Genomic DNA, 24906 nt, shown 5'->3' with positions numbered 1-24906 from the left:
GGAGGTCAGCATGTCCACAGGAATCTCGCGGCGCGGGCTGCTCACCGGCGCCGGCGTGGTGGTGGCCTTCTCCTGGCTGCCCGGGCGGGCCGACGCCCAGCCGGCGGCGGGCGGTCCGGTGCGGCTGCCGGGCAGCCTGAACGCCACGCGCCGGCTCGACGCGTGGGTGCGGCTGGCCCCCGACGGCAGCGCCGTCGTCTGCACCGGCAAGGTCGAGTTCGGCCAGGGCGTGAAGACCGCCCTGGCGCAGATCGCGGCGGAGGAGCTGGAGCTGCCGCTGTCGCGGCTGAGCATCCTCACCGGCGACACCGACCTGACGCCGGACGAGGGCTTCACCGCGGGCAGCATGAGCATCGAGTTCTCGGGCAGCGCGCTGCGCGCGGCCTGCGCCGAGGCGCGCGAGCTGCTGGTCGCCCTGGCGGCCGAGCGGCTGGCGGTGCCGGCCGCCGAGCTGCGGGCGGCCGACGGCGCGGTGGTGGCGCCGGACGGCCGGCGCCTGTCCTACGGCGAGCTGGCGGGCGCGGTGGACCTGAAGCGCGAGGCCAGCCCCACCGCGCGAGCGAAGCCGGCCTCGCTGTACCGGCTGGTGGGCCAGTCGGTGCCGCGGCTGGACATCCCGGCCAAGGTCACCGGCGCCACGGCGTACATCCAGGACCTGCGGCTGCCGGGCATGGTGCACGCCCGCGTGGTGCGCCCGCCGCGACCGGGCGCGCGGCTCGAGCGGGTCGACGAAGCGGCGGTGCGCCGCCTGCCCGGCGTGCTGGCCATCGTCCGCGACGGCAGCTTCCTCGGGGTGGTCGCGCGGCGCGAGGAACAGGCCATCGCCGCGTGGACGGCCCTGCGCGAGGGCGCGCGCTGGTCGGGCGGCGAGGTGCTGCCCACCCCCGAGCGCGTGTACCAGGACCTGCTGGCGCTGCCCACGGTCGACACCGTGGTGAGCCAGAAGGCCCAGCCGGTGCCCGACGGCGCCAAGCGGGTGGAGGCCACCTACCGCAAGCCGTACGTCTCCCATGGGTCGATCGGCCCGTCCTGCGCGCTGGCGCAGATGGAGGCCGGCCGCATGACCGTGTGGACCCATTCGCAGGGCGTGTTCCCGCTGCGCCGCGACCTTGCGCGCGCGCTCGGGATGAAGGAGGCCGACGTCCGCTGCACCTACGCCGAGAACGCCGGCTGCTACGGCCGCAACGGCGCCGACGACGCGGCGTTCGAGGCGGCGCTGATCGCCAAGACGATGCCCGGGCGGCCGGTGCGGCTGCAGTGGATGCGCGAGGACGAGTTCACCGGCGAGCCCTACGGCACCGCCATGGTGATGAAGGCGAGCGGCGCGGTGGCCAACGGGCGCATCGTCGACTGGCAGTACGAGCTGTGGAGCGGGCCGCACGGCATCCGGCCCGGCGAGGCCGACGGCAACAACCTGGTGCTGGCGTGGTCGCTGGCGCAGCCGCAGCCGCGGGCGCCCGCCCGCAACATCCCCGCCATGTTCGGCGGCGGCAGCGAACGCAACGCGGTCCCGGGCTACGACGTGGGCAACCACCGCGTCGTCAACCACTTCATTCCGGTCATGCCGGTGTGGGTGTCGTCGCTGCGCACCCTCGGTGCCTACGGCAACGTGCTGGCGGTCGAATCGTTCATGGACGAGCTGGCCGAGGCCGCCGGCGCCGACCCAGTGGCCTTCCGGCTTGCGCACCTGAAGGATGAGCGCGGGGCGGCCGTCATCCGGACCGCGGCCGAGATGGCGCAGTGGTCCGGCCGCCCGCAGGGCGACGGCCGCCGCGGTTTCGGCATCGGCTACGCGCAGTACAAGAACACCGCGGCCTACGTGGCCGTGGTGGCGGAGGTGATCGTCGACCGGGACAAGGGCCTGGTGCGGGTGCCGCGCGTGTGGTGCGCCACCGACGCCGGCACCGTGATCAACCCGGACGGCGTGCTCAACCAGATCGAGGGCGGCGTCATCCAGTCGGTGAGCTGGACGCTGCTCGAAGAGGTCCGCATGGCCCCGACCGGCGTGCAGACCCGGCACTGGGGCGACTACCCCATCCTGCGGATGCCCGACGTGCCGCGGGTCGAGCACCACCTCGCCCGCCGCACCGAGCGGCCCCTGGGCACGGGCGAGGCCTCGCAGGGGCCGGCGGCCGCCGCCGTGGCCAACGCCTTCGCCGCGGCCACCGGCCGCCGCCTGCGGGAGGCGCCGTTCACGCCGTCCCGCGTCCGGGGCGCGCTGGCATGACCGCGGTGGCCGGTGGGGCGGCGCCTCTGCATCCTGGACACGACCAGGTGACCGAACCCACCCGCATCGTGCGCATCCCCATGCGCGACGGCATCGAGATCGCCGCCGCGCTGTACCTGCCGCCGGAGGCGGCGTCGGTGTCGCGGCCGACGCTGCTGGCGGCGTCGCCGTACCGCTTCGACAACAACGCGGCGCCGGCGCGGCCGGTCTTCCTCTGGCGCGAGACCGGCCCCATCGAGTGGTACCTGGCGCAGGGCTACGCCTTCGTGCACATGGACGTGCGCGGCACCGGACGCTCCGGAGGCGACTACCGCTACATGTGCCCTGCGGAGCAGCGCGACCTGTACGAGGTGATCGAATGGATCGCCCGCCAGCCGTGGAGCAACGGCCGGGTCGGCGGCATCGGGCAGAGCTACTACGCGCGCATGCAGTGGTTCATGGCCATCCAGGGGCCGCCGGCGCTGAAGTGCATCGCGCCCTTCGACGGCAACGTCGACACCTACCGGGCCTCGGCCTACACCGGCGGCATCCCGGGCGAGTTCCCCGGGCAGACCTGGTACAACGGCACGGTCCGCACGGTGAACCAGTACCCGGCGCAGGGGCCGTCGCGGCTGCTGGAGTGGGACTACGCGCTGGCGGTGCGCCAGCACCCCACCTACGACGACTTCTGGCGCGAGCGCGCCGCCGCCGAGTCGCTGGACCGCATCCGCGTGCCGGTGCTGTCGATCGGCGTCTGGCGCAAGGTGGACCTGCACCTGAACGGCAACATCGTCGGCTTCGAGCGTTCCGGCGGCCCCAAGAAGCTGCTGGTGTTCAACTCCTCGTCGGTGCAGGACGCGGTGAGCGACTTCTCCAGCGTCGCCTTCCACGAGCGGCACCTGCTGCCGTTCTACGACCGCTACCTCAAGGAGGAGGTCGACAACGGCTACGACCGCCTGCCGCCGGTGCGCTACTACGTCACCGGCTCACCGGAGCTGCACACCGCCGAGCAGTGGCCGCCGGCCGACGCGGCCTACCGCGAGTTCCGGCTCAGCGGCCGGCCCAGCGGCAGCGTGCAGTCGCTCAACGACGGCTCGCTCGACGACGGCTTCCTTGACGAGGCGGACGCGCCGGTCGAAGGCCCGGCGTCGACCTCTTACGAGTACCCGGACCCGGGCTGGCGCATCGGCGTCGTCGGCTTCGACGAGCGCGGCCGGCCCGACCCGGCGCGGCGGGTGCTGACGTTCACCTCGCCGGCGCTGACGGCGCCGCTGCACGTGTGCGGCCCGATCAAGCTGGTGCTGTACGCGGCCTCCAGCGGCACCGACACCGACTTCATCGTCAAGCTGTCCGAGCAGGCGCCGCGGGACCCGGGCGAACTGGCGCGTGGCGTCAACCCGGCGTCGCAGGTGGTCACCAAGGGCTGGCTGCGGGCCTCGCACCGCGCGCTGGACCCGCGCTGGAGCCGCGAGATGGCACCGCAGTACGCGCACGACGCGCCCAGCGACATCGTGCCCAGGCAGGTGGTTCGCTACCAGATCGCCATCATGCCCACCGGCCACTGCTTCCGCGCCGGCAGCCGCCTGCGCCTGGAGATCGCCAACGGCGACTCCATGCTGACGGAGAACGTGTTCGCCCACGAGTACGGCCCGCGCAAGGTGGGCCGCGACACCTTCTTCCATTCGGCCGAGCACCCCTCGGCGCTGTTCATCCCCGTCCGGAGCACCTCGCCATGACCCTGTTGCGTGCGCTTGTCTTGTCGTCCGTCGTTGCGCTGCAGGCGCTGTGGTCGGGCGGTGCCGTGGCACAGGCCGAGGACTGGCCGCAGCGGCCGGTCCGGCTGGTCATCGGCGTGCCGCCGGGCAGCGGCAGCGACCTGCTGGCCCGGGCCCTGAGCGAGCGGCTGGCGGCGCGCTGGAAGCAGCAGGTGCTGGTCGAGAACCGGCCCGGCGCCAACACCGTGCTGTCGGCCGCGGCGGTGGCGCAAGCCGCACCCGACGGCCACACGCTGCTGTTCGGCATCGACTCCACCTTCAGCATCCTCCCCCCACCTCAACGCCAAGCTGCCCTACGACCCGGTGCGTGATTTCGAGCCGATCACGCTGCTGACTTCCTTCGGCATGGTGCTGGTCGCCACGCCATCGCTGCAGGCGCGCAGCGTCCCGCAGCTGGTCGAGCGCGCCAAGGCCGCGGGGCCGGGCCACATCGCCTACGCGTCGCAGGGCCCCGGCAGCCACATGCACCTGTTGATGGAGATGCTGAACCTCAAGGCCGGCATCCAGCTGAACCACGTGCCCTACAAGGGCATCCCGCAGATGTCGATGGCGCTGTCCAGCGGCGAAATCCCGCTGACGTGGCTGGGCGTCTACACCGCCCGATCGCTGATCGCCGACGGCAAGGTGGTGCCGCTGGCCTACAGCGGCGAGAAGCGCACCTCGCTGATGCCCGGCCTGCCCACCATGATCGAACTGGGCTACCCCGACGTCACCGCCTCGGCCTGGTACGGCCTCCTGGCGCCCAGGGGCACGCCGAAGCCCATCATCGACAAGATCCACGCCGACGTGTCCGCGGTGCTGGCCGACCCGGCCTTCGCCAAGGAACAGATGCTGGCCAAGGCCTACGAGCCCGCCGACCTCAAGCCCGAACAGTTCCGCGCCTTGATCCGGCAGGAGCTGCAAAGCCGCCAGCAGATGGTCAAGGTCTCTGGCGCGAAGATGGAGTGAGCCGGACACCGGTGCGCAGCATGAGCAGCTTGTATGAGCGATCGGTCCAGGACCCCGAATGGGCCAGCATCTTCGACCGGCCGGACGAGGTGAACCGTCGCCATCTCGTGGCCGACGGGTACCACACCACCTACCTCGAGGCTGGCCGCGAGGACGCCGCGCCGGTGGTGCTGATCCACGGCGCCAACTTCCAGGTCGGCATCGGCGCCGACCGCTGGTACCCCACCATCCTGCCGCTGGCGCGTCGGTTCCGCGTCTTCGCGGTCGATGAACTGGGTGGCGGCGGGACCGACGCGCCCCGCAACCTGCAGGACATCGGCGACGTGCGCGTGCGCGCCGACCACGTCGTCGCGTTCGTCGAGGCCCTGGGCGTGGGCCCGTGCCACCTCGTCGGGCAGTCGCAGGGGGCCTGGATCGCGGCCTACGTCGCCTTCAGGCGCCCGGACCTGGTGCGCGAGCTGGTCCTGGTGGACAGCGCCAGCCTGGCGCTGCCGGCGGGCGGCATCGGCGCGGCGCGCGTCTCGCCGCAGTTCACGCAGAACTTCGCGCCGGGCACCCTGCGCACCGAGCACCTGGCGCCGACGCCGCAGGACATGCGGCGGTACATGGGGTCGATGACCTACGACCACTCCATGCTGTGCGATCCGTTGATCGACCGCATGGTGGTGCTGGCGAAGAAGTGGCTGCCGATCTGGGAAGCACCGTTCGCCCAGTTCTGGGCGGATGGCGGCGTGCGCAACCGCGCGCAGTACGAGGTCGACGGCGTGCACCTGACCACCCACCTGGAGTCCCTGGGCAAGCAGCCGCTGATCGTCTGGGGCAAGAACTCCGGCAAGGGGCTGGACAACGGCCTCGACTTCTACCGGCGCATCCCCGATGCGCAGTTCCATGTCTTCGACAAGGCCGACCACTTCCTCTGGCTTGACCGGTGGAAGGATTTCAACGGCCTGGTGACGTGGTTCCTGTCCCGCACCTGAGGTGGATGCCATGAAGCTGTTCCGTCTTCTGACCGTCGCCGCGCTGGCCGTGGGGGGCCTGGCGACGGGCCTGGAGGCGCCCGCCCAGTCGTTCCCGACCCGCCCGGTCACCATCGTCGTGCCGTTCGTCGCCGGCGGCGGCGTCGACGCCATCGCCCGCGCCATCGCGGCGCGGATGTCGGTGCAGATGGGCCAGCCCGTCACGGTGGAGAACGTGGCCGGCGCTTCGGGGAACATCGGGGCGCAGCGGGTCGCCCGCAGCAAGCCGGACGGCTACACGCTGCTGGTGACCAACGATTCGGTGGTCATCAACCCGGTCCTCACCAAGGCGCCCTACGACCCCATCAAGGACTTCACGCCGATCGGCATCTCCGGCTACGGCCCGATCGCCATCGCGGTGAACCCCAGCCTGCCGGTGCAGACCGTCGGCCAGTTGATGGACCTGCTCAGCAAGCACCCGGGCAAGTACGCGTACGCGTCCTGCGGCATCGGAACGTCCATGCACCTGGTCGGCGAGCTCTTCAAGCTGCAGGCCAAGGTGGACATGGCGCACATCCCCTACAAGGGTTGCGCGCCGGCCGTGCAGGACGTGGTGGGCGGCCAGGTGCCGGTGCTCTTCAGCGGCTACTCGGCGATGAAGTCCATGGCGGAACAGGGCAAGCTCCGGTTGCTGGCCACGACCGGGCGGCAGCGCCTGGCCGGAGCGCCGGAAGTGCCGACGCTGACCGAAGCGGAGCCGTCACTGCGCGACGTGGTGGCGGAGACCTGGAGCGCGCTGCTGGCGCCACCCCGGCTTCCGGCCCTGGTGGCGACCCGGCTGCAGGCCGAGTTCCTGGCCGCGGTCAACAGCGCGGAGGTCCGGACCATCCTGCACAGCCTGGCGGTCGACATCCGGCCCACGGACGCCGACGGGACCGCGGTGCTGATGCAGCAGGAGCAGGCGCGTTGGACCGCCCTCACCCGGCAGGTCAAGATCAGCATCGACTGAGCGCCGGGCTCAAGGCGCGGCCAGGCGCCGAGGCGGGCGCCGGCGGCGGGCGTCCCGCGGGGCGACGACGAGGCACATCACCGCGCCAGGCGTTCCTGGTCCTCCAGCAGGGCGACCAGTTCGCTCGGCGAGGTGACCATGGCGTCGTGACCGGTGGCGATCTCGGCGTAGCGCCAGCCGCGCTCTCGGGCGTAGGCCGCGCCCGCCGCCACCTGGGGCAGTGGCGGACGGGTGCAGCGGATGTACCGGGCCGGGGTCGACCCGGCCGGCGGGCCCTGCAGCGTGATGGCGCTGTCGTAGGCGTCCAGCGGCATCGGCGTCATGCGCCGGTCGACCCAGGCGATGTCCTCCGGCCGTTCGAGGCCGAAGCTGCTGGCCGGTGGCGGCAGGATGACCCGCGTGCCCTGCCGCTCGACGGCGGCTTCCATGCGTGCACGTCGCACCTCCGCCGGCAGTTCCGCGAAGGGCGAACGCCCCGACGTGGCCACCGCCGCATCGACGTAGACCACCTCCGACAGGCGGTCGGCCAGGCGGTCCGCCACGCCGGTGATGACGTAGCCGCCGAAGCTGTGCCCGACGAGCACCACGTCGCGCAGTTCCTCCACCTCGATCACCGACGACACGTCCTGCACGAAGGTGGCGAGGTCGATGCCGGGCCGCATCAGGTGCGCCCGCTCACCGAGCCCGGTCCAGGTGGGCGTGAAGACCGCGTGGCCGCGCGCCCGCAGCCGGCTCGCGACACGCTGCCAGCACCACCCGCCGTGGAAGGCGCCGTGGACCAGCACGAAGGTGCGCGGCCGCGGCGTGGCGGCGCCCACCGCGGCGGGCGCGGCGGCCGCCGCCGCGGCCACCGCCGCGGTGCCCAGGACGGTGCGTCGCTGCATGCCGGCCCCTGGGGATGGCGGTGTCGACGACCTCACTCGTGCAGGCGCACGTTGACGTTGACGTTCTTGAGGTGCGTGAACTCCAGCATCTCCTCCTTCGACTCCTCGCGGCCGAGGCCGGACTGCTTCACGCCGCCGAAGGGCGCGCCGATGAAGTGCGACGAGCAGTCGTTGATCCAGACGTAGCCGGCCTGCACGCGGGCGGCGCTGCGGTGGGCGGTGCGCAGGTCGCGGGTCCACACCGAGCCGGTCAGCCCGAAGGGCACCCCGTTCACCGACTCGAACAGCCGGTCCTCGTCGTCCCAGCGCAGCACCGACAGCACCGGGCCGAAGATCTCCTCCTGCGCGATGCGCATGTCCGGCTGCACGTCGACGAAGACGGTCGGCTCGACGAAGAAGCCGTTCTTCAGGCTCGGGTCGTCGGGATGCCGGCCGCCCGCGGCGAGGGTGGCGCCGTCCTGCCGGCCCGCCTCGACGTAGCTCAGCGTGCGGTCGTACTGCGCGCGGCTCACCAGCGCGCCCATGGTCGTGCGCATGTGGGTGGCCAGGCCCGGCCGGTGCGCAGCCGCCAGCCGCTTCAGCAGGGCGTCGACGAAGCGGTCGTGCAGGCTGGCGTGGAGGAACAGCCGGCTGGTGGAGCCGCAGGACTGACCGCACCAGGTGAAGTTCATGCCGCGCACGGCGCCGTCCACCGCGGCGTCGAAGTCGGCGTCGGGGTGCACGATCATCGCGTTCTTGCCGCCGAGCTCGAGCACCGTGCGCTTCAGCGTGTCGGCCGAGGCCCGCAGCACGGCCTTGCCGGCCGGCACGCTGCCGATGATGCCGACCGCCGCCACGTCGGGGTGCCCGGCGAGCGCGGCGCCGGTGTCGCGCCCGCCGACCACGCAGTTCAGCACGCCGGGCGGGAAGACGCCGTCGAGCAGCTCCATCAGGCGGATGGTGGACAGCGGTGCCTGCTCGGGCGGCTTCACGATCACCGTGTTGCCGGCGGCCAGCGGCGCGGCGATCTTGCCGGCGGCGAACATGAACGGATGGTTGAAGGCGCAGATGCGCACCACCACGCCGACCGGCTCGCGCACGGTGTAGTTGAGCGAGCCGTTGGCCGTGGGCAGGGTCTCGCCCTTCAGCTCCAGCACGAGGCCCGCGAAGTAGTCGAGCTGCGTCGCCGCCATCTCGGCGTCGAGCAGCATCGCGCGCAGCGGGTTGCCGCAGTCCGCGGCGTCGATCAGCGCCAGGTCGGCGGAATGCTCGCGCAGCCGCCGGGCGGCTTCGCGCAGGCAGCGCGCGCGCTCCAGCGGCGCGGTGCGCGACCAGCCGCGCAGGGCCTGGCGGGCGGCCTGCACCGCCGCGTCGACCTCGGCGGCGCCGCCGCACAGCACCTCGCCCAGCGGCGCGCCGGTCGACGGATTGAAGCTCTGCAGCGTCTGCGCGGCCGACGGCGCGTGCCAGCGGCCACCCCAGTACAGCCCGCGCTCGCGCGGCAGCACCGAGGCCACACGGGGACCGTGGTCGTCCACGGTGTCGGAAGGTCGGTTCTCGGCGGCCATCGGCTCACTCCTTCGTGTCGCTATCGTCGTGGCTGCGGGTCATGCCCGAGGACATCGACGGCGTGTAGCCCGGCGTGACGTGCACGTCCACCACCACGCTGGCGCCCTTCAGCACCGCCTGCACCGCCTCGGCCAGCGCCGCGTCGAGGGCCTCGGGGCTGCGCACCGGGCCGATGCCGAGTTGGCCCTGGCCGCGGGCGATGGTGGCGAGGTCGGGCTCGGGGTCGCCGATGCGCTGGCCGATCCAGCGGTTCTCCACCGGCCGCTTGCGGTCCTTGGCCACCCGCTCCTGGTGCAGTTCGTCGTTGAAGAACGACCTGTTGTTGCACACTACGGTCAGCAGCGGCACGCCGGCGTTGACGCCGGTCCAGAAGGCGCTGGCGCCCATCATGAAGTCGCCGTCGCCGATCACGGCCACCGGCAGGCGGTCGCTGCCCTTGAGCGCCAGCGCGGCGCCCACCGCCATGCCGGGGCCGGAGCCGATGCCGCCGCCGCCGTCGTAGCCCAGGTAGTCCAGCGGGTGCTCGAAGTCCCACAGGTCGCCGGCCCAGCCCAGCGGCAGCCGGATGAGGCACGGCTTGCGGCCGGAGAAGGCCCGCTGCAGCGCCTGCGCCATGCCGGCGATGCTGATGCTGCCGTCGGCGCCCTGCGCCGCGGCCGGCGCGGCTGGCGGCCGGGCGGGCACCTCGGCCTGCCGCGGCTTGACGGCGCGCAGCAGCGCCTCGACCACCGGTGCCGGCTCGTTCTGCAGGAAGATGTCCACCGGGGGCAGGCCCTGGTGGTCCTGGCTCCAGCCGCGGTGGCTGTGGTGGTCCACCGAGGCCTGGATGACGCGGCTGCCCACCGCCTCCGATCCCCAGGCCTGCTTCAGCGTGCCGCCCAGGTCCCACCAGTCCAGGCTCAGCACCACGTCGGCCGCCTTCAGCACGGCCGAGGACTGCGGCGACAGGAAGAACCCCGGCGCCGCGGCGTGCAGCCGGTGCGCCGTCGGGAAGGCCGCGCCGATCTTGAGGTCGGTGAGCACCTGGGCGTTCAGCGTCTCGGCCAGGCGCACGCGCTGGGCCCATTCCTGCTCGTCGCGCGACACCCGTCCCATGAGGATGACCGGGCGCTTCGCGCCCGACAGCCACTGCGCCGCCTGCTGGACCAGCGCCGCCGCCGGCTCGGCCGGCGGTGGCGCCTGGTAGCGCGCCGGGTCGGGCAGCACCGGCCGCGACGGCAGCTTGCTTTCCTGCAGCGCCGCGTCGAAGCAGACGTAGGTCGGCCCGCGCGGCGCCGTCATCGCGATCTGGTGGGCGCGCAGCAGGGCCTCGTGCGCCGCCGGGACCGAGGCCGGTTGCGCGTCCCACTTCGTGAAGTCGCGGACGATGGCGCCCTGGTCCTGCGCGGTGTGCAGCCAGTCGATCCACGGCCGGCGCTTGGCGGCGTCCACCGGGCCGGTGGCGCCCAGCACGAGCATCGGCACGCGGTCGTTCCAGGCGTTGTAGACGGCCATCGACCCGTGCATCAGGCCGACGTTGCTGTGCAGGAAGGCGGCGAGCGGCTGGCCGGTGATCTTGGTGTAGCCGTGGGCGATGGCGACGGCGTGCTCCTCGTGCAGCACGACCAGCATCTGCGGGCTCTCGTTGCCCAGGTGGTTGACCAGGCTGTCGTGGATGCCGCGGAAGCTCGAGCCCGGATTGAGCAGCACGAACGGAATCTTCAGCGCGCGCAGCATCTCGGCGATCGAGTCGCTGCCCCACACCTCGTCGGAGGCGGGCGACGGCAGCGGGACGTCGCGCCGGACCGAGGGCTTGGAACTTGAATTCACAGGGTTCTCCGGAAAGAGGGTGACAGGTTGAAGGTCAGTCCAGGCGCAGGCCGAGTTCCTTGATGAGCGGCGCGTAGCGGGCCGTCTCCACGCGGATCGTCTCGGCGAACTGCTCCGGCGTGGAGCCGACGGCCTCGAGGCCCAATGGCAGCAGCTTCTCGCGCACGTCGGCCAGCGCCATCACCGCCTGGGCGTCGGCCTGGATCCTGCGTTGCACCGCCATCGGCGTGCCGGCCGGGACCGACAGGCCCAGCCAGACGCGCACCTCGAAGTCGCGCAGCCCCAGCTCGTGCAGCGTGGGCACGTCCGGCAGCGCCGCCGATCGTTGCAGGCCGGTGGTGGCCAGGGCACGGAAGCGGCCCGACTTGATGTGCGGCACGTTGGGCGCGATGCCGTCCACGCTGGTCTGGATCTCGCCGGAGAGCATGGCCTTGACGACGTCCGAACTGCCCTTGTAAGGGACGTAGGCCAGCTTGATGCCGGCGGCCCGGTTCAGCATCTCGCCGGCCAGCTGCGTCGAAATGGTGCCCGAGCCGTAGTTGATCGCACCGGGTTGCGCCTTGGCCAGCGCGATCAGCTCGGGCAGGGTCTTGGCGGCGACCCGGTCGTTGGCCAGAACCACCAGCGACTGCGTCGCCAGCAGGCTGACGTGGTGGAAATCGCGCGTCGGGTGGTACGGCAGCTTGCTGAACAACGACGGGTTCATCGTCAGCGTCGAGTCGATCGGCATGAACAGCGTCAGGCCGTCGGCCGGCGCCCGGGCCGCCTCCACAGCACCGATCACCGTCGACCCGCCCGGCTTGTTGTCGACATTGACCTGCTGCTGCCAGCGTTCGCTCAATTTTTGGGCGCACACGCGGGCGAGGACGTCGGACGGCCCACCGGCCGGAAATGGAACGATCCACCGGACTGCTCCTGCTGGAAACGTTGTCTGTGCCGCCACTGGGAAGCTCAGCGACAGCAGGGCCGCAGTGGCTGTCCTCCGGCGAAGCACGATGGGATGCGTCATACGGACCTCTCCAGAGTAGGGGAGCGGCATGGTACGAGGCGAAAAAAACTTGATCAATCTAGAACGCGTCGTCAATGTGACCAGTGATGAGTTCGGTCTTGATGTGAGATCAGGACTTTCCCGAGCCGAATCGCACCGTGCTCTGTTCTCTCAGAGTGAGGCCGCAGAACTGCGTTGCTGAGAAGCATCACGTTGACAATTGCTTCAAGATTGCCGACATAGCCAAGGCGTTCTTAGAGTTCAGCCCGGTCCTCAGTGACCTCGATGGAGGGGCTGATGCCACAGAAGGCAATCAACTTGGAGAAGATCTTGAACCGGAATCTATTGGTTATCGGCACCGCATCCGCGGCCCTGCTGTCGTTTATGCCGAGTTTGGCAATGGCGCAACAAGGTAGCGCGTCCTCGGTAACCATTTACGGCGTCATGGACGCCTTCGTGGACGTGAGCCGCGCCGGAAGAGGAACCGTCACACGAGTGGGCTCGGGGGGCGGGTTGGGCAGCCGCCTGGGCTTCATGGGTCGTGAGGACCTGGGCGGCGGCTTGGCGGCAGTATTCCGGATTGAGCAGGGGTTGACACTCGACGATGGTCAGCTTGGTCAAGGCGGTCGCGCTTGGGGGCGTGAGGCATCGGTCGGTCTGAGCAGTGGCGCGCTAGGCACGGTGCAGCTTGGCCGTCTGCCCACGCCCTACTATGGGGTGTTGCCAGGAGTTGATGCTTTTTTCTGGATGGGCAGCGGCGGCCTGCTGTCAATCACGCGCAGTGGTGCGGCCACACGTCAATTGAGTGCCAGCGGTATCAACGCGCGACATGACAACGCGGTTGGTTATTCATCTCCAGTCTTTAGCGGATTTCAAGTTCGCGCCATGGTGTCGGCTGGAGAAGCGTCGACAGCGATCGGTCGAGGCTACAGCTGGTCTGCGCGTTACTCTAGTGGCCCAATCGATGCTCTGGCCGGCTGGGTACGGCAAGAGGGCGCCGGAAATGCCAACGGGCAAGCGGATGCCTGGGTTGTGGGCGGCAGCTACAACTTCGGGGCCGCAAAGCTCTACGCCGGCTACACCAACGACAAGAACTCGTGCACCACGTGCACCGGGGCCCTGGCGCGCGTGGCCGGCGTGAGCGCCACGGGTGCCAGCCACTTTAAGCTGATGAACCTGGGGGTGCGAGTGCCGGTGGGCGCGTTTACCGGCATCGCGCAAGTGGTGCGCGTTAACGACGACACAAACTATGCGGTCAATCCGGGCGACCGGGACGCCACGTGGGTGGCATTGGGCGCGGAGTACAACTTCTCGCGGCGCACGGTGGCCTTCGCCTCGGTGGGCACGATCGGCAACCGGAACGGCTCGCAGTACGCACTGGGCTCGGGCTCGGTGCAGCAGCCGGCCGCGTTCGTGGCCGGCAACTCGCGGTCGACGACGGCCACGCTGGGCATCCGCCACAACTTCTGAGTCCGGTCTCCAGGCTGGGCGGCGCAGGTCTCAAGCCGGCGCCGCCCCTTTTTCCTGATTCGGACAGGGCGCGCCCGGCGGCAGACGCCGTCGGCCGTCGCCCGTCGGCCTCGTCGCGGCCCTCCGGGCCGAGCGACCCGGCCACTTCACAGGGAGACAAGGTGATGAACGGCCGCAGCTCGGTGCCCGCGGAGTGTCCGGCCCGTCGGCGCGCGTTGCGCCTGGCCCTGTCGGGTGCGCTCGGTGCGATGGGTGCGATCGGCCTTTCGGCCGTCCGGGCGCAGTCGCCCACGCCGCCCTTCCCGACCCGCACGGTCCGGCTGGTCGTGCCCACCGGCCCCGGCGGGCCCACCGACCTGCTGGCCCGGATGCTGGCCGAACGGCTGCAGGCGCAGTGGGGGCAGACGGTCATCGTCGACAACAAGGCCGGCGCGGGGCAGATGATCGGCGCCGACGCCGTGGCCAAGGCCGCGCCCGACGGCCACACGCTGCTGCTGGCCTCGGACAGCGCGATCACGATCAACCCGGGGCTCTACCCGAAGATGCCCTACGACCCGCAGAAGGACCTGCAGCCGGTGTCGCAGCTCGCGTCGCTGCCGCTGCTGCTAGTGGTGCACCCCTCGGTGCCCGCCACCAGCGTCGAGGAGCTGATCCGGCTGGCCAAGGCGCGCCCTGGCGCCCTGGCCTACGGCTCCGGCGGCGCCACCTCGCGCATGGGGGTGGAGCTCTTCCGCACCCTTGCCGGCATCGACATGCTGCACGTGCCGTACAAGGGCAGCGGGCCCATGGTGCAGGCGCTCGTCGCCAACGAGGTCCAGCTGGCCTTCGACGGCGTCTCGTCGTCGCTGCAGCAGGTCCGTTCGGGCCGCCTGCGGGCGCTGGCCGTCGGGGGGCGCCAGCGGCTGGTCGCGCTGCCAGATGTGCCGACGGTCGCCGAGTCCGGCGGTCTCGACTACGAGGCCGGGGCGTGGCTGGGGCTCTTCGCGCCGGCGGGCACGCCGCGCGAGGTGGTGCTCAGGGTGCAGGCCGACGCCGCCAGGGCGCTGGACGGCGTCGCCATGCGCGAGCGCCTGTCGCAGATGGGCATGACGGCGGTGCTGTCCATGCCCGAACCGTTCGGCGCCGCCATCGCGCAGGAAACGGTCAAGTGGACGCGGATCATCCGGCAGGCCGGCGTCACGGCGGACAACTGAACACCCCACGGGAGATGAATGTGAACCACCTGCTGCGCACCGTCATGATGGGCATCGCCGTCGCCTTGGGGGCCATGGGCGGCGCGCACGCCCAGGAGGTCAGGCCACTGCGCATCATCGTGCCGTTCGCGCCGGGCGGTGCGGGCGACGTGGTGGCGCGCGCCATCGCGCCGGGGCTGAGCGAGCGCCTGCAGCGTCCCGTTCTGGTCGAGAACAAGCCGGGCGCCAGCACCATCCTCGCCGCCGACATGGTGGCCAAGTCAGCCCCCGACGGCAACACGCTGCTGATGACCACCGAGGCCACGGTGGCCATCAATCCGGCGCTGATGCCCAAGCTGCCCTACGATCCGGTGAAGGACTTCGTGCCGATCACCAAGGTGGTGGACATGCCGCTGGTGCTGGTGGCGGGCCCGAAGAACGACCTGGCCACGGTCGAACAGGTCATCGAGCGCGCGCGCCGGTCGCCCGGGCAGCTTAGCTACGCCTCGGTCGGCGCGGGCAGCCCGCAGCAGCTGGCGATGGTGCTGTTCAACCGCCTGTCGCGCACCGAGATGAACCACATCCCGTACAAGGGCGGCGCGCCGGCCGTCGGCGATGTGGTCGGAGGCCAGGTCGACTTCTTCTTCGCCGCCATCGGCACCGCCGGTCCGCATGTGGCCAGCGGCAAGCTGCGGCCCATCGGCCTGACCGGCACGCGCCGCCATCCGGCGCTGCCGCAGGTGCCCACCATCGCCGAGGCCGGCCTGCCCGGCTACGAAACCAGCGTGTGGCTGGGCCTGCTGGCACCGGCCGGCACGCCGCCGGCGGTGGTGGCGCGCCTGCAAAGCGAGGTGGCGCGCCTGGTCATCGAACCCGCCCTGCGCGAACGCTGGCTGGCGCTCGGCGCCGAGCCGGTGGCCAGCACCCCGGCCGCCTTCGCCGAGTCGATCCGCAGCGACGCCGAGAATTGGGGCCGGGTGATCCGGGAAGCGCAGATCAAGGCCGAGTAAGGAGCAGTTCATGAGCAGACCTTCGAACATGGGCGACGCCGAATGGCAGGCCCGCATCGACCTGGCGGCGACCTACCGGTTGTGCGTCCACTACGGTTGGGACAACCTGATCTACAACCACATTGCGCTGCGGGTGCCGGACGAGCCCGGCCATTTCCTGTTCAAGCGGCACCAGGTCATGTTCGACGAGGTGTGCGCATCCAACCTGGTGAAGATCGAGCTGCGCGGCAAGGCGCTGAGTGAGGACGACGGCGTCAACGCGGCCGGGTTCACCATCCACACCGCCATCCTCAACGCGCGCCCCGACCTGCACTGCACGCTGCACGTGCATAGCAAGGCCGGCATGGCCATGTCGGCGAACGCAGAGGGCCTGCTGCCGATGACGCAGGGCGCGATGCGCTTCTACGACCGCCTGGCCTACCACGACTACGAGGGCATCGCGACCGACCTCGACGAGGCGTCGCGCCTGGCTCGCGACCTCGGTCCCCGCCACAAGTCGATGATCCTTCGCAACCACGGGCTGCTGACCTGCGGCACGAGCGCCAGCGAGGCGCTGACCCTGATGCGCTACCTGGTCGGCGCCTGCGAGACGCAGCTCATGCTCCAGGCCACCGGCTGCCGCATCGTGCTGCCGTCGGCCGAGACCTGCGAGCATGCCGCCCGGCAATGGGAGCGCCACGACGCGCACGGCGGCCAGGACGACTGGCCGGCCTACCTGCGCATCGCGGACCGCCTCGACCCCTCGTACAGGACATGATGGACGAGGGTCGGCTGACGGTCGGCATCGTCTCGCGCACCTTCTACTACGTCCCCCTGTGGGCGGCGCTGCGCGAGCGCCTGTTCGAGGCCGAAGGGCTGCAGGTGCACACCTGCCTGCTGGGCAACGACGACCCGGTGCAGGCGCTGCGCGAGGGCCGGTGCCAGATCGCCATCGCGCCGCCCGATTCGGTGCTGCAGGACGTCGACCGCGGCGGCGCCACCGTGCTGGTGGGCGGCAACGCCGACCGGCTGAGCCATCGGCTGGTGGTGCAGCCGGGCATCGACAGCGTGGCGGCGCTGCGCGGCCGGCGCATCGGCGTGCTGTCGCGCACCGAGGGCAGCTTCTTCCACTTCAAGCTGCTCGCGCGGGCCCACGGGCTGCGGTTCCCCGAGGAGTTCGAGGTGGTGGAGACCGGCGGCGCCCCCTTGCGGCACCGTCTCCTGCTGGAGCGGCGCATCGACGCCGGCCTGCAGTCGCTGCCGTGGGTTTACCTGGCACAGGAGGCGGGTCTGACGGTGCTGGGCGACATCAGCGACGTGGTCCCGGTCTGGCAATTCAACACCCTCAACGCGGACCGCGGCTGGGTCGATGCGCACGGTGCCGAACTGGCCGCGTTCCTGGCCGTCATGCGCCGCAGCGCCGACCACTTCTACCGTGACGGCGACCGCATGGCGCTGGTGGCTAGCGAGTCGATGGAGGTGCCGTGGGTCCACGCCCGGCGGGCCTGGCAGGACCTGACCGAAGGACAGTGCCTGACGCGGGACCTGTCGATCAACGTGGAGGGGCTGCGCCTGGTGCACGCGAGCCTGGTCGACGCCGGACTCGTCATTGCCCAGCGTACCTTCGAGCCGTCGCGTTACCTGATGCCCGGCACCGGCCTGGCGGGCGCCGGCGCGCCGTGAGGCGCGGCCCCGCTGGGCGCCGCGCCAGGGTCGCATGCGGCCTCGACCGGGTGAGCAGGTTCAGGGGATGACGGGCAGGGCGTCGGCGCTGGCCGACGTGCCCACGAACTTGGCGCGGGGCCGCAGCAGCGAGCCCGACAGCCGCTGCTCCTGCACATGGGCCACCCAGCCGGCGGTCCTCGCCAGCGCGAAGAGCGCGCCGGCGGCATAGCGCGGCAGGCCCATCGCGCGCACCAGCACCGCCACCGCGAACTCGTGGCGGGGGTGCAGCGACAGCCGCTCCTCCACCTCTTCGAGGAAGCCGAAGACGGGGGCGAGCGTCCTGCCGGGATCGTCCCGTTCACGGGCGATCTCCAGCAGCAGCCGCGCCCGTGGATCGCCATGAGGGTACATGGGGTGCACGAACCCCGGGACCATGGTGTTGCGACGGTGGAAGTCGAGCGCCCGCGCGACCAGGGTCGCCTTGCTGCGCCCGCTGTCGAGAAACTCGCCTACGCGGTTGTACAGCCGGCCGATTTCGAGCCCTGAGCTGGCGCACAGCGCGGACGCGATGCAGCTGTGCAGCGTGCTGCCGCTGGACGCCGCCACGCGTGCGTTGAAGGCGCCGGGCGACAACTCGTGGTCGGCCAGCAGGATCAGGATGGCCTCGATCGCGCGGCGGTTCTCCGGCGTGGGCTTCACGCCGAGCGCTCGCATCAGGCCCTGCGCCACCGTCTCGCCGTCGCGCATGGCGACGTAGCGCTGGGCCGCCGAGCTCAGCCCGCAGCAGCCCACCAGCGTGTGGATGACTTGCCGCGCCGCGTCCAGCGTGCGGCCGCTTCGGATGCGCTCGGCCACCGTGCCGCGTCCGACGCCGAGGTGCAGCGTAACCAGTGCGAACACCTCCAGCAGCTGGTCGCTGGCCTGCAACGACGGCAGCGAGTCGGTCAGGCGTTTGAGCTCGAGGCTCGACTCGGCCTGTGGCCAGGCGGCGCCTTCGTGCCACATGCCGGTCCACAGGAGCTCCGCCACCGACTCGAAGGACGCGCCCTGGCGCACCAGGTCGCAGGCCAGCTTGCCGCGGTAGCGCGGGCCTTCCGCGGTGATCTCGGTGATCGTGGTCGGGATGATGGGCTCGCCCCAGTTCATCGCCGAGGCGGCCACCGCGCCGTGGCCCGAACGCGCCAGGGAGCGCGCCGACATGCGCTCCAGGTCCTCTCGCAGGTACAGCCGGTTGCGTTGCCCGGGCTGCCGGATGCTGCGGATCCAGCCCCGGCTCACATACGCATACAGCGTCTGCTGGCGGATGCCCAGCAGTTTCATCGCCTCCTGCGCGCTGGCGTAATTCGTCCGTGCCGCGGCATCCCCGTCGTTCTCGATTCGCTTGGGCATTGATGACCGGTTCAAGATTGATCAATTAGAAATGGTCGCGTATTGTGGTCCTCGAAACAAGTGCCAGAGCGGTCATTGCCCCGCTCGGTTCGGGAGGCAGCGTTGACCTATCGACTCGGGATCGACATCGGTGGCACCTTTACCGACCTGACCTTGCTCGACGAAGCAAGCGGGCTGGTGCACACCCACAAGGTGCCCAGCACGCCGCACTCGCCCTCGCAAGCGGCGGCCGCCGGCATCGAGCAGCTCGTCGGCCGCCTCGGCGGCGACCCCGCCGACATCGGGAGCTTCGTGCATGGAACGACGATCGGCCTGAACGCCGTGCTGGAGCGGCGCGGCGCCAAGGTGGCACTGGTGGTCGCCGCCGGCAACCGCGACCTGCTCGAACTGGCGAGGCTGCAAAAGCCCAACCAGTTCGATCTGATGTCCAGCGTGCCGGCGTCGCTGGTCCCGCGCCGTCGCGTCGTGGAGCTCCCGGTGCGCCTGGACCGCGACGGCGAGGTGGTCCTGGCGCTGACCGACAAGGCGATCGACCGCTGTGCCGACGCGCTGGCCGCGATGGACGTCGAGGCGGTGACGGTGTGCCTGCTCAACGCCTTCGCGCAGCCGCAGCAGGAGGCGGCGGTCGTGCAGGAACTGCAGGAGCGGCTGCAGGGCGTCATGGTCTCGCGGTCCACCGACCTCTGGCCGGAGGCCCGCGAGTACGAGCGCGGCATCGTGGCCGTGCTCAACGCCTACGTCCAGCCCCTCATGAGCCGCTACGTCGAGGCGCTGAAGCAGGACGCCCAGCGGGTGGGCCTGCGGAGTAAGCTCTACCTGACGCGGTCCAACGGCGGCGTCATGAGCGCGCAGACCGCCGCCCGGTTGCCGGTGCACACGCTGCTGTCCGGGCCGGCGGCGGGCGTGGTGGGCGCGGCCTTCGTGGCGCGCGCGGCCGGCGTGCTGGACTGCGTCACCTGCGACATCGGCGGCACCAGCGCCGACGTGTCCATCATCCGCGGCGGCGTGCCGGTCTACTCCACCGACGCCGGCATCGGCGACTTCCCGATGGTGATGCCCGCGGTGGACGTGTTCGCCGTCGGCGCCGGCGGCGGCTCCATCGCCCGCTTCGATTCGCTGGGGCTGATGAAGCTCGGCCCGCAGAGCGCCGGCGCGGTGCCCGGGCCGGCGGCGTACGGCCGCGGCGGCGAGCAGCCCACCACCACGGACGCCTACCTCGTCTGCGGCTTCCTCGACCCGGAGCGCTTCCTCGGCGGCGCCATGCGGCTGCACACCGAACTGGCCGAGCGTGCGCTGGCGCCGCTGGCCGAGCGCCTGGGCGTCGACATTCCCGCGGCGGCGGAAGCGGTGCTGGCGTTGGGCACGTCCAACATGTCCACCTCGCTGCTGCCCATGCTGACCAAGCGTGGTATCGACCCGCGCGACTTCGTGCTGGTGCCCTACGGCGGCGCTGGCGCCACCCACGCCTGCCTGCTGGCCGAGGACCTGGGCATGACGCGCATCCTGGTGCCGCCTTCGCCTGGCACGCTGTGCGCCCTCGGGGCGATGATCGCCGACCTCAAGGCCGACTACATCCGCAGCTGGCGCAAGGCGGTCGACGCCGTGCCGGACGAGTCGCTGCGCGCCAGCTTCGAGGCGCTGGAGGCCCAGGCCCGCGGCTGGCTGGACGGCGAGCAGGCGGAGGTCGAATCGGTGAGCCTCGATTTCAGCGCCGACATGCGGTATGCCGGGCAGGCCTTCGAGCTCGAGGTGCCGCTGCCCGACCGCGTGGCGCAGCTCGGCGGCGACTGCCTGCGCGCCTGCTTCGAGGCCGCCTACGCCACGCTGTACGGTGCCGCCCAGCCCGGCAGCCCGGTGGAGGTGGTCAACCTGCGCGCCCGCATCACCGGTCGCCGCCCGACCTTCGCGCTGCGCGAGTTGCCGGCCGCCGATGCAGGGTCCGAACCGGTGCCCGCGGGCCGGCGCCGCATCCGCTATGGCGGGACGCTGCACGACGCGCGGGTCTACCGGCGCGAGGCGCTGCTGGCGGGCCACGGCTTCGACGGCCCCGCCATCGTCGAGCAGTTCGACACCACCACCGTGGTGGCCCCCGGCTTCCGCGCCACCGTCGACCGCGTCGGCGCGCTGATGCTCACCCGGACCTCGCCATGACCCACCCGACCCCTGGAGCGGCCCCGATGCGCACCGAACCGATCCTGCTCGAAGTGCTGATGCAGCGTTTCCGCGCCGTGGCCGAGGAGATGGGCTACGCGCTGCAGCGCACCGGCTACACCGCCTTCGTCAACGAGACCGCCGACCTCGGCGTCGCGCTGGTCACGCCGCGCGGCGAGATCTTCGGCTACCCCGTGTCCATCGGCATCTCGATGTTCGCCAACCTCGACTTCTCGGCCGTCCTGCGCTCGCAGGACCGCTACGACGAGGGCGACGTGGTCTTCTACAACGACCCGTACACCACCGAAGGCGTCGCGTCGCACCTGCCCGACGTCAACATGCTGGCCCCCATCTTCGCCGGCGGCGAACTGGTGTGCTTCGCCTTCGCCTACGTGCATTCGACGGACGTCGGCGGCAACGTGCCCGGCAGCCTGTCGCCGTCGCACCGCGAGGTGTTCCAGGAGGGGCTGCGCGTGCCGCCGGTGAAGCTGTACCGCGCCGGCCAGCGCAACGACGACGTCTTCCGGCTGCTGCTCAACAACGTGCGCGTGCCCACCGACTCCGAGGGCGACCTGCTGGCCATGCGCACCGCCCTGCGGGTGGCGGATCGGCGCGTGCGCGAACTGGTCGAGCGCTACGGCGCGGCCACCTTCCGCGCCGCCATGGACGACGCGCTGGACTACGGCGAGCGGCGCGCGCGCCAGGTGCTGGAGCGCATCCCGGACGGCACCTACCGTTTCGCCGACTACCTGGACGACGACGTCGCCTCGTCGCAGCCGATCAAGCTGTGCGTGGCGGTGACGGTCCAGGGCGACCGGCTGCACATCGACTTCACCGGCACCGAGGTGCAGGTCCCGTCGGCGTTCAACATCTTCAGCTGCGGCAAGCCCCATCCCTGGCTGGTCTACAAGATCATGTTCCTGCTGCTGACCGAGGAGCCGGACCTGCCCGTCAACGCCGGGTTGCTGCGGCCGGTGTCGGTGTCGGTGCCGGAGGGCAGCGTGCTCAACTGCCAGTTCCCGGCGGCGGTGGGGCTGCGCACCACCACCGGCGTTCGCGTGCAGGATGCGCTGTTCGGCGCGCTGGCCCAGGCCCGCGACGGGCTGGTGCCCGCCTGCGGCGCCGGCACCATCGCGCCGGTCGTCTTCGCCGAGCGCGACGCCGCGGGCCGCCTGCTGGTCAACGTGCTCGAGCCCCTGTCCGGCGGCACCGGCGGACACGCCGGCGGCGACGGCCTGCACGCCCGCGACGTGGTGGACATCGCCAACCTGCGCAACAGCCCGGTCGAGGCGGTCGAGCGCAAGGCCTCGGTGCGGGTGCTGGGCTACGGGCTGCTGCCGGACTCCGGCGGTCCGGGCCGGTGGCGGGGCGGCTGCGGTGCCTTCCTCGAGTTCCAGGTGCTGGCCGCCGAATGCAGCATCACCGCCCGCGGCATGGAGCGCCACCGCTTCCGGCCCTGGGGCCTGGCCGGCGGCCAGTGCGGCGCGGGCGGCCGGGTGACGCTGCGCCGGGCCGGCCAGGCGGCGCCGCAGGACATCGGCAAGATTGACCTGCTGCGCCTGCTGCGCGGCGACGTCGTGCGCATCGAGATCGCCGGCGGCGGCGGCCACGGCAACCCGCTCGACCGCGAGCCGGCGCGGGTGCTGGCCGATGTGCAGGACGGCTTCGTGAGCCGGGAGGCCGCCGAGCAGGCCTATGGCGTCGTGCTCGACGCCTCGAGCCACGGCGTCAACGAGGCGGCCACCGCCCAGCGGCGGGCGCAGGGCCGGGCGCAGCAGCCGCCCGCCGAGCGCTTCACCTTCGACCCCGAACGCCGCCGCTACGAGGCCGCCTGGACGGACGCCGTCTGGCAGCGCTACAGCGAGCACCTCTACGGGCTGCCGCCGCCGCTGCGCAACGAGGCGCGCAGCCGCCTGTGGCAGGCGCTGGAGTCCCGCCGCGCGTCTGCCGGCAGGCTGAGCCCCGACGACGTCGACGCCGCCTGGCAGCAGATGGGCCAGGCCGCCGCCCCAGCCACCGCCACCGCATGACGCTGCAGGTCGACTACGGCGAGGGCCGCCGGCTGGGCCTCATCCTGCCGTCGGGCAACACCGCGGCGGAGCCGCAGTTCGCGGCCGCGCGGCCGGCCGGCCTGGCGCTGCACTGGACCCGCCTGCCCTTGAACGGCAGCAGCGACGCCGACCTGGCCGCGATGGCCGCGGGGGTGGAAGACGGTGCACGCCTGCTGCGCGACGCCCGGGTGGACCTCGTCGCCTTCCACTGCACCGCCATCAGCACCGCGTCCGGCGACGCGCAGGTCGACGTCCTGCGCCGCATCGAAGCGGTGGCGCGCGTGCCCGCGATCGCCACGTCGCAGGCCCTGGTGGCGGCCCTGCACGCGCTGGGTGCGCGGCGCCTGGTGATGCTGTCGCCGTACGTCGAGTCGATCGCGCGCCGGGAGGACCGGTTCTTCGAGCACCTCGGCTTCGAGGTGCTCGCGTCGCGCGGCCTGGACATCGCGACGCCGCACGAGATGCTGGCCGTCACGCCGCAGCGCTGGGAACAGCTCCTGCTGGAGATGCGGCACCCCGAGGCGGACGCCTACGTGCTCAGCTGCACCGCCATCCGCGGCTGGGAGGCGGTGTCCGCAGCCGAGCGCCTCCTCGACCGCCCGGTGGTCACCAGCAACTCGGCCATGCTGTGGTACGCCGCCCGCCGGCTGTCCGTCGACGTGCCGCTGCCGGCCTGTGGCCGCCTGGGAGCGCGCCCGCTGCCCCAGCAGGGCTGACCCTCGGTTCCGCGGCCCTCCACATCCCCTCCACGAGTCCTGCCATGCAGCCCACACGCACCGCCCTCGTCACCTCGGACTTCATCCTCGATCCCTGGCTGGAGCAGGTGACGGACGGGCTGCGGCAGCGCGGCTTCCAGGTCGTGCGGGGGCCGCAGCAGAAGCCGCCCCACAAGACGCAGTTCCAGGGTGACGACCTCGCCCGCTACTTCGCCAACGCGGACCTGGTGGTGACGACCACCCGCTCCATCGTCGACCGCGCGGCGTTGATCGCGGCCCGGCGGCTGCAGGGCGTCGTCTTTCCGACCATCGGCACCGAGTCGGTGGACCTGCGCTCGGCCAACGAACTGGGCATCGCGGTGGCGCACGGGCCGACGCCGGAGAACTTCAACTCGATGGCGGAGGCCACCGTCCTGCTCATGCTCGCCATGCTGTACGACCTGCACGGCACCGAGCGCGTGCTGGCCGAGAACCTGCCGCGACCGAAGACGATGAAAGCCCGCATGCTCATGGGCAAGACCGTGGGCCTGATCGGGCTGGGCCGCATCGGACGCGGCGTGACGGAGCGGCTGCAGGGCTGGGGCGTGCGGGTGCTGGTGTTCGATCCCTACCTGAAGCCGGAGGACCTGCCGGTCAACGCGCAGGCGGCCGACCTGGATGCGGTGCTGTCCCAGGGTGACATCGTGAGCGTGCACACCACGCTCACCGACGAGACACGGCACATGATCAACGACCGGACGTTGTCGCGCATGAAGCCCAGCGCGTTCCTGGTCAACACCGCCCGCGGCGGGATGATCGACGAGGCGGCGCTGGTGCGAGCGCTGGCGGAACGGCGCATCGCCGGCGCCGCCCTCGACGCCTTCGAACTGGAGCCGTTGCCGGCCGACCACCCGTTGCGCCGGCTCGACAACGTGATCCTGACGCCGCACATGGTCGGGCACACGCAGGAGATCTTCAATGCGATCCCCGAGACGGCGCTGGAGAACATCGACCGGCTGCTGCGCGGCGAGCCGCCGCTGTATTTCCGCAACCCGGAGGTGCTCGAACGCTGGCGCGCAAGGCGGGAGCGTCTGTCCGCGACTTGATCCGACGGACGACGCAGTCGCATGGAACTCAGCCTCTAAAGCCGGGTGGGGAGGGGGCCGATATTGCGTAGCGGCGATGCGCCGTGGCTTTTCCT

General features: G+C 71.6%; 20 protein-coding genes. 15 read left to right on the top strand and 5 right to left on the bottom strand.

Annotation, left to right across the window (positions count from 1 at the left end; all coding sequences use genetic code 11):
* Positions 1-10: 10 nt before the first annotated feature.
* Genes LRS07_RS19410 through LRS07_RS19385 form a run of 6 tightly spaced genes read left to right on the top strand, consistent with a single transcriptional unit; the run spans position 11 to position 6894 of the window.
* Positions 11-2227: a xanthine dehydrogenase family protein molybdopterin-binding subunit gene (locus LRS07_RS19410; protein ID WP_260499565.1), complete on the top strand. Its 2217-nt coding sequence runs from the start codon at positions 11-13 to the stop codon at positions 2225-2227.
* 47 nt (positions 2228-2274) lie between these two features.
* Entirely contained in the window at positions 2275-3942 is a 1668-nt protein-coding gene (locus LRS07_RS19405) for a CocE/NonD family hydrolase (protein ID WP_260499564.1), read from the top strand.
* Complete coding sequence (locus LRS07_RS19400; RefSeq protein WP_260499563.1) at positions 3939-4292, top strand: Bug family tripartite tricarboxylate transporter substrate binding protein; 354 nt, start codon at positions 3939-3941, stop codon at positions 4290-4292. The genes LRS07_RS19405 and LRS07_RS19400 overlap by 4 nt, the downstream gene beginning before the upstream one ends.
* A complete protein-coding gene (locus LRS07_RS19395) occupies positions 4285-4929 on the top strand; it encodes a Bug family tripartite tricarboxylate transporter substrate binding protein (protein ID WP_260499562.1) in 645 nt (214 codons plus the stop codon). Before LRS07_RS19400 ends, LRS07_RS19395 begins: the two co-directional genes overlap by 8 nt.
* A 20-nt stretch (positions 4930-4949) precedes the next feature.
* Positions 4950-5906 (top strand): alpha/beta fold hydrolase, encoded by a 957-nt coding sequence (locus LRS07_RS19390; RefSeq protein WP_260499561.1) that lies wholly within the window; start codon positions 4950-4952, stop codon positions 5904-5906.
* 10 nt (positions 5907-5916) lie between these two features.
* Positions 5917-6894 (top strand): Bug family tripartite tricarboxylate transporter substrate binding protein, encoded by a 978-nt coding sequence (locus tag LRS07_RS19385; RefSeq protein WP_260499560.1) that lies wholly within the window; start codon positions 5917-5919, stop codon positions 6892-6894.
* A 77-nt stretch (positions 6895-6971) separates the two neighbouring features.
* Here LRS07_RS19385 and LRS07_RS19380 read toward each other — a convergent pair whose 3' ends face one another.
* The 4 genes from LRS07_RS19380 to LRS07_RS19365 are packed head-to-tail and all read right to left on the bottom strand — an operon-like array spanning position 6972 to position 12144.
* Positions 6972-7778 carry an alpha/beta fold hydrolase gene (locus LRS07_RS19380; RefSeq protein ID WP_260499559.1) on the bottom strand — a complete coding sequence of 269 codons (807 nt, stop codon included), beginning with the start codon at positions 7776-7778 and terminating at the stop codon, positions 6972-6974.
* A 32-nt stretch (positions 7779-7810) separates the two neighbouring features.
* Positions 7811-9325: an aldehyde dehydrogenase family protein gene (locus LRS07_RS19375; protein WP_260499558.1), complete on the bottom strand. Its 1515-nt coding sequence runs from the start codon at positions 9323-9325 to the stop codon at positions 7811-7813.
* 4 nt (positions 9326-9329) lie between these two features.
* Positions 9330-11135 (bottom strand): thiamine pyrophosphate-binding protein, encoded by a 1806-nt coding sequence (locus tag LRS07_RS19370; RefSeq protein WP_260499557.1) that lies wholly within the window; start codon positions 11133-11135, stop codon positions 9330-9332.
* 34 nt (positions 11136-11169) lie between these two features.
* Positions 11170-12144, bottom strand: a complete 975-nt coding sequence (locus LRS07_RS19365) for a Bug family tripartite tricarboxylate transporter substrate binding protein (RefSeq protein WP_260499556.1) — start codon at positions 12142-12144, stop codon at positions 11170-11172.
* 297 nt (positions 12145-12441) lie between these two features.
* Here LRS07_RS19365 and LRS07_RS19360 point away from each other — a divergent pair, with 297 nt between their 5' ends.
* The 5 genes from LRS07_RS19360 to LRS07_RS19340 all read left to right on the top strand — a co-directional run bounded on the left by LRS07_RS19360 (position 12442) and on the right by LRS07_RS19340 (position 17437).
* Positions 12442-13593: a porin gene (locus LRS07_RS19360; protein WP_260499555.1), complete on the top strand. Its 1152-nt coding sequence runs from the start codon at positions 12442-12444 to the stop codon at positions 13591-13593.
* Positions 13594-13757: 164 nt separating this feature from the next.
* Positions 13758-14786, top strand: coding sequence for a Bug family tripartite tricarboxylate transporter substrate binding protein (locus tag LRS07_RS19355; protein WP_260499554.1), 1029 nt, complete (start codon positions 13758-13760; stop codon positions 14784-14786).
* A gap of 20 nt (positions 14787-14806) precedes the next feature.
* A complete protein-coding gene (locus tag LRS07_RS19350; protein WP_260499553.1) occupies positions 14807-15775 on the top strand; it encodes a Bug family tripartite tricarboxylate transporter substrate binding protein in 969 nt (322 codons plus the stop codon).
* Positions 15776-15785: 10 nt separating this feature from the next.
* A complete protein-coding gene (locus LRS07_RS19345; RefSeq protein WP_260499552.1) occupies positions 15786-16532 on the top strand; it encodes a class II aldolase/adducin family protein in 747 nt (248 codons plus the stop codon).
* A complete protein-coding gene (locus LRS07_RS19340) occupies positions 16532-17437 on the top strand; it encodes an ABC transporter substrate-binding protein (protein WP_260499551.1) in 906 nt (301 codons plus the stop codon). Before LRS07_RS19345 ends, LRS07_RS19340 begins: the two co-directional genes overlap by 1 nt.
* Before the next feature lie 60 nt (positions 17438-17497).
* Here the strand turns inward: LRS07_RS19340 and LRS07_RS19335 are convergent, their stop codons facing one another.
* Positions 17498-18808, bottom strand: a complete 1311-nt coding sequence (locus tag LRS07_RS19335) for a citrate synthase (protein WP_260499550.1) — start codon at positions 18806-18808, stop codon at positions 17498-17500.
* Between the two features lie 60 nt (positions 18809-18868).
* Between LRS07_RS19335 and LRS07_RS19330 the strand changes: the two genes are divergently transcribed.
* Genes LRS07_RS19330 through LRS07_RS19315 form a run of 4 tightly spaced genes read left to right on the top strand, consistent with a single transcriptional unit; the run spans position 18869 to position 24811 of the window.
* Positions 18869-20959: a hydantoinase/oxoprolinase family protein gene (locus LRS07_RS19330; protein ID WP_260499549.1), complete on the top strand. Its 2091-nt coding sequence runs from the start codon at positions 18869-18871 to the stop codon at positions 20957-20959.
* 26 nt (positions 20960-20985) lie between these two features.
* A complete protein-coding gene (locus LRS07_RS19325) occupies positions 20986-22989 on the top strand; it encodes a hydantoinase B/oxoprolinase family protein (protein WP_260499548.1) in 2004 nt (667 codons plus the stop codon).
* On the top strand, positions 22986-23726 hold the full coding sequence (locus LRS07_RS19320) for a maleate cis-trans isomerase family protein (protein WP_260499547.1): 741 nt from the start codon (positions 22986-22988) through the stop codon (positions 23724-23726). Before LRS07_RS19325 ends, LRS07_RS19320 begins: the two co-directional genes overlap by 4 nt.
* Positions 23727-23770: 44 nt before the next feature.
* Entirely contained in the window at positions 23771-24811 is a 1041-nt protein-coding gene (locus LRS07_RS19315; RefSeq protein WP_260499546.1) for a 2-hydroxyacid dehydrogenase, read from the top strand.
* Positions 24812-24906: the final 95 nt, after the last annotated feature.

Source organism: Aquabacterium sp. J223 (genome assembly GCF_024666615.1).
In the GTDB taxonomy this organism is placed as follows: domain Bacteria; phylum Pseudomonadota; class Gammaproteobacteria; order Burkholderiales; family Burkholderiaceae_C; genus J223.
This window is presented reverse-complemented; position numbering and strand designations above follow the sequence as displayed.